The 10,796-nt window shown below is 57.3% G+C and carries 9 protein-coding genes; 8 read left to right on the top strand and 1 reads right to left on the bottom strand.

Annotated elements, in window-relative coordinates; all coding sequences use genetic code 11:
- Positions 1-191: 191 nt before the first annotated feature.
- Complete coding sequence (locus KJZ99_05445; protein MCL4305338.1) at positions 192-1,160, bottom strand: T9SS type A sorting domain-containing protein; 969 nt, start codon at positions 1,158-1,160, stop codon at positions 192-194.
- Between the two features lie 201 nt (positions 1,161-1,361).
- Here KJZ99_05445 and KJZ99_05440 point away from each other — a divergent pair, with 201 nt between their 5' ends.
- From KJZ99_05440 to KJZ99_05405, 8 genes are all read left to right on the top strand, one after another.
- The gene (locus tag KJZ99_05440) at positions 1,362-3,398 is read left to right on the top strand and encodes a T9SS type A sorting domain-containing protein (protein ID MCL4305337.1); all 2,037 of its coding nucleotides are present in this window, start codon (positions 1,362-1,364) and stop codon (positions 3,396-3,398) included.
- A gap of 27 nt (positions 3,399-3,425) precedes the next feature.
- Positions 3,426-5,414 carry a T9SS type A sorting domain-containing protein gene (locus KJZ99_05435; protein MCL4305336.1) on the top strand — a complete coding sequence of 663 codons (1,989 nt, stop codon included), beginning with the start codon at positions 3,426-3,428 and terminating at the stop codon, positions 5,412-5,414.
- Between the two features lie 211 nt (positions 5,415-5,625).
- Positions 5,626-6,369, top strand: coding sequence for a hypothetical protein (locus KJZ99_05430; protein ID MCL4305335.1), 744 nt, complete (start codon positions 5,626-5,628; stop codon positions 6,367-6,369).
- A complete protein-coding gene (locus tag KJZ99_05425; GenBank protein ID MCL4305334.1) occupies positions 6,366-7,847 on the top strand; it encodes a redoxin domain-containing protein in 1,482 nt (493 codons plus the stop codon). The genes KJZ99_05430 and KJZ99_05425 overlap by 4 nt, the downstream gene beginning before the upstream one ends.
- Positions 7,844-8,539 carry a DNA alkylation repair protein gene (locus KJZ99_05420; GenBank protein ID MCL4305333.1) on the top strand — a complete coding sequence of 232 codons (696 nt, stop codon included), beginning with the start codon at positions 7,844-7,846 and terminating at the stop codon, positions 8,537-8,539. The genes KJZ99_05425 and KJZ99_05420 overlap by 4 nt, the downstream gene beginning before the upstream one ends.
- Before the next feature lie 22 nt (positions 8,540-8,561).
- Entirely contained in the window at positions 8,562-9,104 is a 543-nt protein-coding gene (locus tag KJZ99_05415) for an ankyrin repeat domain-containing protein (GenBank protein ID MCL4305332.1), read from the top strand.
- A 61-nt stretch (positions 9,105-9,165) separates the two neighbouring features.
- Entirely contained in the window at positions 9,166-10,038 is an 873-nt protein-coding gene (locus KJZ99_05410) for a 3-hydroxybutyryl-CoA dehydrogenase (protein ID MCL4305331.1), read from the top strand.
- Positions 10,035-10,796, top strand: coding sequence for a hypothetical protein (locus KJZ99_05405; protein ID MCL4305330.1), 762 nt, complete (start codon positions 10,035-10,037; stop codon positions 10,794-10,796). Before KJZ99_05410 ends, KJZ99_05405 begins: the two co-directional genes overlap by 4 nt.

The raw sequence follows: 10,796 nt of genomic DNA, 5'->3' as shown, positions 1-10,796 counted from the left end.
CTCGGACTCGCAAGAGTTTGGCACATTATGAAACAAATTCATGAATAATAGTGGTCTTCAAGCAACATGTTGAATTCCCGATATATAATTCCGAAGGAACTCTCGACTCATGCTGACTTTGCACCCTTTGTGAAAAAAAGAGAGGCAACCCCTCGGCCGCCTCTTCATGTAGTGGCTTGCTTAGCCAGCCGTTACTTCAAGAGCACCACTGGAACTGTCATTGACCTGTGCCCGCTGCGCAGTTCTATCAGATAGACCCCCGTCGCCAGCGACGCATCGCCAAATCTCACACGATGTTCACCGGCAGAGAAAGCTCCCGTTGCTAAGGTAACCGCCTGACGGCCCAGCAGGTTATAGGCGGTCAATTCCACTTCCATCGGACGGTCAAGCGTAAAGGGAATTGTCGTCTCGGCATTGAACGGATTTGGATAGGGGGCACCCAGACGAAACTCCTGCACAACCGGATGCACTGGAGGCGCCGCGCTTACGGCCTCCAGCACAAAGTTCACATTGTCCGGGTATTGTCCACCCTGCGTAATCACTATCGGCTGCGGAGCCGCGCCGCCATAAAAATCGTATGGCTCGCCCAAGTCGTACTGAAAGTTCGTATTCAAATCCATGAACGCGAACGCATAATACGTCCCGAAACTGTCCACCAATGCCGTGTACGCTCCGTTGCCGTCCTGATTGAACAACACCCCAACTCCCGCCGGCAGTCCCGAAAAATCCGCGTTCCGGTGAGCAAACACATATGTCGCGCCCGTTTCCGTCCCCTCATAGGTGATTTCACCGGAAAATCCTCCGGCATTCGGTGCAGACAACACGATATTTATGCCCGTTAAGTCCGAAGACACCTGCAGGATTTCCGGCACTTCGCCGCCGTAAAATCCGCGGCGCTCGTCCAGACCTGGCGTCAAATTGAGATCGGAATCCTGAAAGGCGAACAGCACGTAGCCGCCCTCATCCAAGCCGCCCTGCGAGTAGTTTCCGTTAAACGGATTGGCAATCGTGACGTAGAACGTGTCAAACGTCGCGGGAATCGTATACACGAACACCAGCGCAAATCCCTGCGCGCCCGTCACCGATCCCGATACCGTGAACCCCAGCGAGGCCGAAAAGGGGACGGCCAGCACCAGCAAAAAGTAGAGTACTCGTTTCATGAGTTGCCCTTGCGGTCTAAAGTGTAGAATTTCACGGAATATAAACCAAAAGAAAACAACTCTCAAGCATTTTCCTGCACTTCGGAGAATTGTGCCAGTCTCCGCCGAGAATCTGTAGCAGATTCGCAAATCCGCCTCAGACGCTTGAAGTCCGAGTGTTGTTTCTGTATATTAAAAGCTTGTGTTAGAGGAACTTGAGATATGTTAAACCCTTTCAAAGACCTGCTTCCTATGCACTTCCATCCGAAACGGGATTTGCTTCCGGCTGCCCTGCTTATTGTCTGCCTCGTCTCCACGGCGCGCGCCGACGTAGACACTCTGTGGACTCGTGTTTTCAGCTTTGGGACAACGACCTCGTTTTCCGCAGGACTCGAACTGCCGACCGGCGGTTTCGCCGTTGCCGGTTACTCCATCACTGGCTCGAACGAAGACGCGTTGCTCGTGCGGCTCGACCCGCTCGGTGACACGTTGTGGACGCGTTCCTTTGGCGCTCCCAACGCCGGAGAACGGTTCACAGGAATTTGTCAGTTTCCGAACGGCAATCTCGGTCTGTGCGGTCGTGCCCAAAGTGCTGCCACCGTGCTGGCAGCGGTCTATTCGCTGTCCGGTGACTTGCTGTGGTCGCGGTCCTTCACACCCAGCAGCGGCGCAAGCGAAGCCGCCGGATTGCTGCCCGCCCCGGACGGCGGACTTTACGTGCTGGGTCGCCGTGTCGTCTCCAATCGCGAACTGGATTTCTGGCTCATCCGCTGCGCTCAGAATGGTGACTCGCTTTGGAGCTACACCTACGGCACAACAACTATGGACATCCCGGATAACATCCTTCCCGGAGATGGCGGAACGCTCGAGCTGTTTGGCTCTACTCGAAATCCCACAACGAATCTCTACGATTTCCTGCGGGTCACGGTAGATGCAAACGGACAAGCGGTCAGTCAGACCGTCTATGGCGACCCGGCCCTCTATGAAACAATGGGTGCTGCGTTTCGCGAACCTGAAACAGGAGACTATATTCTTGCCGGAGAACGCAGGGTTACTTCATCCGACTATAATGGTTACGCATTGCGTTTGAGTCCGCAGGGTTCAGTCTTGTGGGAACAACATTACTCTGCGGGATTTGCCAGTGAGAAGCTTGGCGGGGCCGCACCCTACCTCGAAGGCGGAGTCCTGTTTGCCGGATGGTCCGGCCCGGGACTTAACACAGCTACACTCTGGCTGGTGGCAGTCGGTGCAAACGGTGACTCCATCTGGAGTTGGCGCGGTACCGAACCCGGTCGTCAATTCGAGGACCTTAAAGCTCTTTCTGACGGAGGCTATCTGATTTGCGGCAGCGCCTATGTCAACGGTGCCATTCGCGGACTCGCTTGGCGCATGAGTCCGCCGTCGGGAGTGTCCGGTGTGGTGCGCGACCGCACGACGAACGAACTGATTGCCGGTGTGCAGATAAGTGCCGCCGAACTTCCGCAATATGCGATCTCCGACAGCTCGGGACGCTTCACGCTCTCCCTGCCTGCGGGGATTTACACAGTCTACAGCGGCGGCCCCTGTTTCACCGGTGACACGTTGTATAACATCGAAGTCATCGCCAACGAGAACACGTCTGCTGACCTGACCGTCGGTGTGCCGCACATGACGCTGGATAACACCACCGTCAACGTGCTTGCGCAGAACCGGATTCCCGGCGCCGCAGTTTTGCCCCTCTACAACAGCGGCAGCGGCGACCTCGTCTTCTCGTTCGAAACGGAAGCCGTGATGCCTGAAGGCGATTGGCTCACGACGATTCCTGTAAGCGGCCGTGTGGCACCCGGTGAGACGCTCAACGTGCAGGTGCAGGTGCTGGCCGACACTCTTGACGACGGCACCTACGACTACTTCGGCTTCCTGTATCTGCGTTCGAACTCCTGCCCCGAAACTTTGCGCACGCTGCAAGTGCTGGCAGTCATTCTCGATGCTGATGAAACACCGCTGCTCCCGTCCGAGTTCAGACTCTACCCCGCCTATCCTAACCCGTTCAACAGTTCGACGCGACTCCGTTTCGCTTTAGACCGCGACTCCGAGGTCTCCTTGACCGTCTTTGATTTGCAGGGCCGCCATGTTGCGGACCTCTTAGGGTCAACCCGACTTTCCGCAGGAGTGCACGAGTTGACTTGGGACGCGAACGGTCTTGCCTCAGGACTTTATTTTGTACGTCTGCAGGATCAGCTGCGCTCGCAAACGCAACGCCTGCTCTTTCTCAGATAGCACCTACTTCCGCAACGAGGTTCCCTCATGCTTGCACTGCTGCTGTTGCTCCTCCCATGCCTCGCCTGGGCTCAGCCCGATACCACTTGGTCCCGCAGTTTCCAATTGGACGGCCGCTGTTATCTTTACGACGTTGTAGCGGCTCCCGGTGATGTCATCGTCTCCTGCGGCTACCGCGCGACGGGCACGCTGTCCAATCCCAACTATGACTATCTGTTGGCCGGTTATACAATGGAGGGTGAATCCCTCTACGTGCGCACCTATTCGATGACCGAAGCCGACGAAATTCTCGAAGGCATTATTCATCTGGGTGGCGATACGGTCGTTGCGGTCGGTTTCGACAATGACGGCCGAAGCATCACGCTATTGGCATTCGACGCTCCAACCGGCGATTTGCTTTGGGAGCGGGTGTATAATCCGGGAAACGGTCTCAGCAAAGGTCGGGATATCACCCGACTGTCCGACGGACGCTTCGCTGCAGTGGGATACCGCTTGCAAGGCAACAGCTCCGATGCGTGGGTGCTGCTCTGTGAAGCCAACGGCGACACGGTCTGGAGTCGCACCTTCGGCGGAGCCAGCACGGATATTGCCAACGGCGTGCTGCAGTTGGAAAACGGCAATCTCGTTGTCGGCGGCATCACCCGTGCGTCGCAGTTCTCCGATTATGACCAATGGACGTTTGAAGTCAATCTTAGTGGCAACCAAGTCGGCAACGGACTGGTGTTCAACGGCGGCGACAACGACTATTGCTACTCGATGGCCCGCGACCCGCTCTCCAACTACTGGTTGATTGGCCGCGGCGGCGCGGATGCCTCAGGCTATGGCTACACCACTGTGTTGCCCGCCGACGGTGCGCCCTATAGCTTGACCTTCTCTTCCCCCGGATTCTCCGATCAGTTCCGCGCGGCGATGCCGTGGTTTGGCGGAATGCTGTTTGTCGGACGCTCGGGGAACTCGTCGAGCCGCACAAGCTTTCTGATGCGCGCCATCGACGAAGAGCAAAGTAATCTCTGGACGTGGCGCTATGGCCGTCTTGGTACGGAAGCCGGGTTCAACAACATCAGTCAACTTCCCGACGGTGGAGCGATTGTCTGCGGGGCGATGATTCTCCCGACAGATACCACGCAAACGCACGGTTATCTGCTGCGCATCTCTCCGCCCGCCGGTGTGCAGGGTATCGTGACCGGATTGTCGGACGGACAGCCGGTCTTTGGGGCACGCGTGCGAGCCGCAGGTGACGACCGCTTCACAATCACGGACGCGCAGGGACGATACCGTCTCGAACTGGCCGCCGGAACCTATGACATCACGGTGGACGGCGTGTGCATTGAGAGCGACACGTCGTTCAGTGTCGTCGTCGGAGACAGCGCGCTCGCGGAGGTCAACTTCACGCCCGGTCAGCCGGCTTTCGATGCGCTGCATTCTTCGCTTAACATCATCGTCGAAAACCACGTGACAGGCAGCGTGATGTTTCCGCTCGAAAATGTCGGAAGCGGCGCCTTGAGTTTTTCGCTTGAAGCTATCGCTCTCGCTCCGCAAGGATCGTGGATTTCCGTCGAACCGGCCAGCGGCGTCATTCCCGCAGGCGACAGCCTTGAAATTGCGGTCTCGGTGTTTGCCGACACGACCGACGACGGGGTCTATGATTTCTTCGGACGACTCGTCGTTCACAGTAACGATTGCCCTGATACTGTCGTGATGATTCCCGTGCTGGTCACGGTTCTGGATGCCGAGGAGCGGCCCGGTTTGCCGGCGCACTTTGTCATGTCGCCTGCCTACCCGAACCCCTTCAACAGCAATACGGTCGTGACCCTCGAATTGCCTCAGGAAACTGAGTTGCGGTTGGAAGTGTTCAATGTGCAGGGCCGTCTCATTAGCACGGTCGCTAATTCACGCTTCACAGCCGGAATTCATAATATAAACATAGACTTAGCAGGAAAGGCAACGGGAATCTACCTGCTCCGTGCCCGGACTGCCGGCTTGACCTCCACTCAGAAACTACTCTTTTTGCGATAACTCACTGAATTCCCCGGGCCGGGACGGGTCCCACCGGACCAATGACTTCTTCTTTGCACTACAACCCTCAAAGGAGCCGCTATGAAGTCGTTTGGTTTTATGATTCTCAGTTTTGTTTGTGTTACCGTCGCGCTGGCTACGGGAGTTTACATTTTGCGGATGACCGCCGGCGCATCCGTCGCCACACAGAAATTGGTCTTGCTGAAATAAATTGAGAATCCTTACGCTCGCACTGATTGCTCTGACTGCCGCTCTGCTGTGGGGCGGATGCGGAGAGTTGCCGGAACGGAAAGTCTATCGCAGCGGCACGGATTTCTTCCCGCTGCTCGAAGGGCGAAAGTTGCGTTACCGCGAATCCGCAGATGGAGAAGCGCGCGAATACACCATGACGTTTCGCTATATCGGCGGGCGCGAATGGAAGGTCTACGAAGTCAAAGGGGACGACCTGCCCTACGGCGCGATTGAGTTTCAATCGGACGGGCGAATCGTCGAGGCGGTGACGATGCTCTCGATGACGTCGCTCGAATCCCGTCTGCATACTGGTCAGTTCAATCAGGTATGGCTCGATGACGGCGTGAGTGAGGACAGTGCTTGGCAGGACTTCGCTCCCGGTACGGAAACGCTCGTGGCGGGGTTTGAAACGGTGACGGTTCCGGCGGGCCGCTATGAGGAGTGTCTGATGACAGTGACGACTCCGTTGCCGGAAGTCAAAGACTCCGTCGAAGCGCGCTACAACCGCGACGAGATGAAGGAACCTGCCTATCTGCGTGAACGAGAGCTGGCGAACTGGCAGACGATGCGCTGGTTCGCGCACGGAGTCGGGCTGGTGAAAGAACAAATCGGTCCGCCCGGTGAAATCCGCATCGTGCGCGAATTGCTCGCGATAGAAGAAGAAGGTTACGGGCTGGTGGACAGCCTGCAACTTAGAAAAACCCAATCTCTTCAGGACGAATGATACACTTTCTTGCCTTACTGCTGCTGACGATGACGCTGCAGACCGCGAACGCCGCGGACATCAAACTCTCCAAGTATACTCCCAGCCGCGCCGAACAGCAGCTCTGGGAACAGCTCGAAACGGCCCTCACGTTTCCGCAGCGGCTCGACATCGCGCGCGATTATCAGAAAAACTATCCGTTCGACGCGGGAGTGCAGATTCGTGCGGGAGACTTGCTTTCGCTCGATGATCCGGATGCAGTGTACAAGTATTACGAACAACGCTCGGCGGAGAATCCCAAGTCGGAACTCGATTTGTATATGGCGGGACGTTATTCACCCAATCTCTCGACCAAGCAGAGCTATGTGGCCAAGATTCTGACCGTGAGTCCGGATAGCTATTGGGGAGCGCTGCTGCAGGCCACCGCGTATCCGGTGGACGAAGATTCCGATTTCAGCAAGGCCGAAGCGGCGCTGTTGCGCGCGATTTCGGTGAACAACAGTCTGCCGCACGCGCCGTCATTTCTGGGTGAACTGTGGGCGCGCACGGGCAAGATACAGCAGGCCGACAAGCTGTTTGTGGAGATGGAGAAGCAGCGGCCCGGCGAATTTGAAGCCGTGCACCGCCGGCTGATGCTGTATCCGGGTGAGTTCAAGACGCACTTGAAGATTCTCGACGAGTTCTTGAAGAACAATCCCGACAATACGGTCGGGTGGGATGTTCGCGCTCGGGTGTGCCGCGAGTTGGGTGATTGGGACGGCTATTTGACTTCGATGCGCAAAGCGGTCGCCTTGCAGCCCGACGCGATCAATCACTATAATATCGCGTGCGGATTTTCGCTGACAGGCAAAGCGGATTCCGCGTATCAGCATCTGTTTGAAGCCGCCAAGCTCGGCATGAGCGACGTCGACCAGTATACGGAAGACGAGGATTTGATTCCGATTCGGAATGACGCGCGCTGGCCGGAGTTGCTGACCGCCGTGGAAGCCAGCCGCACCGAGCAACTGCTTGAAGCGGCTAAACTGCAGCAGCGAGATTTGTCGCAGGAGCAGAAGCAGAAAGCCGTCGAAGGCCGGACGGACGTTCCGGCACCGGACTTCACTCTGCAGAAGATGGGCGGCGGAACGGTCAAGCTCTCAGATTTGCGCGGGAAAGTGGTGGTACTGGATTTCTGGGCGACGTGGTGCGGACCGTGCAAACTGACAATGCCGCTGCTCGACAAGTTCTACAAAGAAAACGGCGGCGGGAATGTTGAAGTCTACGCCGTCAACGTCTGGGAACGCGGCGGCACGGACAAGGTGGAGCCGTTCATCAAGAACGCGGGCTACTCGCTTCCGGTGCTGTTCGGCACGAATGAACTGGCCGAAGCCTACAGCGTGCGCGGGATTCCCACGATGTTTGTGATTGACAAAGACGGTAAGATTGCGCACCGCCACGTCGGATACAATCCGCAAATGGTGCAGGTGCTCACGGCGCAGACGGCCGAACTCTTGAAGTGACTTCCGCACAGTTTGCGCGCGAAGCTCTGAAGCAGTTGCGTGCGGTGAAGCTGCGCAATCAGCCGCCCGCGGGCTATCTCGGCACGGACAAGTATGAACTGCTCGGAGTCTATCAGAAGGACGTTGAGCGCATCGGCAGAGCGTTGCTGATTGACCTGCCGGAGAATTGGCCGGAAGCGTTGAGCGCGCTCCGTGCGCAGGACGTGTTTGAAGCCAAAGGCCTTGCGGTTGATATTGCCGTGCGCAAGCGCAAGGACTTTCAGAAGAGCCACTGGACGATTTTCAGCAAGTGGCTGGACGATTGCGAAGGCTGGGCGCTGGTGGACTGCTTGTGCTGTGATTTGCTGTCGCTCTTTCTCGTGCGCTGGCCGGAGCTTGTGACCAAGACGGAAAGCTGGACACGCTCGCGGTCGCTGTGGAAACGGCGCGCGTCGCTGGTGGTGCTGGTGCGCCCGATTCGGGACGGTCTGTTTGCGGACGAGTTGTTTGAGCGGCTGGAAGTTCTTGCCGAGGAGCGGGAGCCGATGATCTACAAAGCCGTGTCGTGGGGGCTGCGCTCGGCGATTTCCACGCATAAATCACAAGTGGAAGAGTTTTTGCAGGACTATGAACATCTCTTGAGGCCTGCTGTGGTGCGTGAAGTTCGCACCAAGCTGACGACGGGGCGCAAGACCATTAAGACAAAAGACTAAAATTGATAAAACAGGCACACGAATGAAACGATTGACATCACTCTGCTTGGTTTGCTTCGCACTGGCGGCGTTTGCGCAGATGCCGCATCATCAGAACATTTTCCGCGCCGCCGAAGAGGGCGACCTCGAGGCGGTGAAGTGGTTTCTTGCCAATGGCTCGCACGTCAACGACGGCGGGGATTTCGGCTACACTCCGCTGCATCTGGCGGCGATGCACGGGCATAACGCGGTGGTAAGGTATCTGCTCGATCAGGGGAGCGACGTCAGTTCTGTGAATGACGACGGGTTCACACCTCTGCATAACGCGGCGATGGGCGGAGACAGCGTCACGGTGCGACTGCTGGTCGATCGCGGAGCAATCGTCTATGCAAAAGATAACAACATGATGGCCCCGCTCTATCTGTCCGCGTTGAAGGGGAACTTCTCTTCGGCTGCGGCACTGATTGCCGCAGGGGCGGACGTGAACGACGTGAACGAGAACAAGTGGACGCCGCTGCGTGTCGCGCAATGGAAGAAGAACACGGAGTTTGTCGAGTTCTTGAAGGCACACGGCGCGCGCGAGTAACACAGGTACTTTCAGACAGAGATTGACTCTCTGTCCTATCTTTCTTCTAAATCCCTTCTAAATGCCAACCTTCTCAACTGTAGCCGTGCTCGGCGCGGGCACGATGGGCACCGGTATTGCCCAGCTCTGCGCGCAGGCCGGAAGCACGGTCTATCTGTTTGATGCTTTTCCCGACGCCCTGAAGCGTGCGCCGCAGCGTATTGAGAAAGACCTCAGCAAAGGGGTCGAGCTGGGCAAACTTTCGAAAGAGGCGGCGAAGGCCGCACTTGAGCGGATTCACACTGTCAATTTGCTGGAAGAATGCAAGGATCCGGATCTGGTAATCGAAGCGGTTTCGGAATCGCTCGACCTGAAGGTTGAGCTGTTTTCGCAACTCGACGACCACATCAGCGGGGAGTGTGTGCTGGCGACGAACACGAGTTCGCTGTCCGTCACGCAGATCGCGGCGAAAACCAAGTTTCCGCATCGCGTGTGCGGGATGCACTTTTTCAATCCGGCGACGCGAATGAAACTGGTCGAAGTGGTGGCGGCCCATCAGAGTGACCGCAGTGTGGTTGAGCGTGTCGCGGCCTATGCCATTGAACTGGAGAAGACGCCCGTCGTGACGAAAGACACGCCGGGTTTTATCGTCAATCGCGTGGCGCGGCCGTTTTACGGTGAAGCGCTGCGCGCGCTGGGGGAAGGATTGGCCGACCATCTGACGATTGACCGGATTATGCGGGAGGGTGGCGGGTTCAAGATGGGGCCGTTCCAGTTGATGGATTTGATCGGGATTGATATCAACTTCGCGGCGACGAGCACGGTCTGGGAAGCTTACTTCCGTGATTCGCGTTATCGTCCTCATCCGATCCAAAAGCAGATGGTGGATGCGGGCTATCTCGGGCAGAAGTCGGGGCGGGGATTTTACGACTATTCCGTCGGGGACAAGGGATGAGCGAGGCTCTTGAACTCTATCCTATCGAGCGGATTCTGTTTGTGGGGCCGCTGGATGACGTGCTGCCTTTGGCGGAACGTGCGCGACAAGCCGGACATTCGCCAACGCTGCTCATTGCTCCGGACGAGATTGAAGCAGGGAAGAGCCGCACCAAAATTCGGATACTCGAAGAGGAAGAGCATGCCGACGCGGGGGATTTTGACGTGGCGGTGGAGTGCTACACGACAGATGTCACGTCGAAGTTTGAGGCGCTGCACTATCTTGAAGATGTGCTGCCGGGCGAGACGCCGATTGTCACGCTGACGCTGACGAGCGCGCTCTGTGACTTGCTGGACGACTCGATTGCTCCCGAACGCTTTGTGGGGATGTCGCTACTTCCGCCGTTTGAACACGCGACGTTTGCCGAACTGATGAGTCTTCCCGCGACGACGCCGAATGTGCTGGCGACGATCGAGTCGCTGTGTGAATCGGTCGGATTGAAAATCGCACGTGTGGGCGATGCGCCGGCCGGAGTGCTCGTGCGCACGGTTGCGTGTCTGGTCAACGAAGCCTACAACGCACTGCAGGAGGGCGTGGCGCCCGCCGCAGATTTGGATACAGCGATGAAACTTGGAGTCAACTATCCGCACGGGCCGATTGCGTGGGGTCAACGGATTGGGTTGGCGCGGGTTGAAGCCGTGATGGACGCGCTGTTCAACTGGTTTCACGAGGAACGCTATCGCGCGACACCGCTACTGCGCAGATCCGCACGACAATAA

It is taken from the genome of bacterium, from assembly GCA_023382385.1.
Classification (GTDB): domain Bacteria; phylum Electryoneota; class RPQS01; order RPQS01; family RPQS01; genus JABWCQ01.
Note: the sequence above shows the minus strand (reverse complement) of the source record. Positions and strands in the feature narration are given on the sequence as shown.

Bases quoted from the DNA above. Each gene is read 5' to 3' on its own strand.
- KJZ99_05410 (MCL4305331.1), top strand. From the start codon at position 9,166: ATGCCAACCTTCTCAACTGTAGCCGTGCTCGGCGCGGGCACGATGGGC.
- KJZ99_05435 (MCL4305336.1), top strand. From the start codon at position 3,426: ATGCTTGCACTGCTGCTGTTGCTCCTCCCATGCCTCGCCTGGGCTCAG.
- KJZ99_05440 (MCL4305337.1), top strand. From the start codon at position 1,362: ATGTTAAACCCTTTCAAAGACCTGCTTCCTATGCACTTCCATCCGAAA.
- KJZ99_05425 (MCL4305334.1), top strand. From the start codon at position 6,366: ATGATACACTTTCTTGCCTTACTGCTGCTGACGATGACGCTGCAGACC.
- KJZ99_05405 (MCL4305330.1), top strand. From the start codon at position 10,035: ATGAGCGAGGCTCTTGAACTCTATCCTATCGAGCGGATTCTGTTTGTG.
- KJZ99_05415 (MCL4305332.1), top strand. From the start codon at position 8,562: ATGAAACGATTGACATCACTCTGCTTGGTTTGCTTCGCACTGGCGGCG.
- KJZ99_05445 (MCL4305338.1), bottom strand. From the start codon at position 1,160: ATGAAACGAGTACTCTACTTTTTGCTGGTGCTGGCCGTCCCCTTTTCG.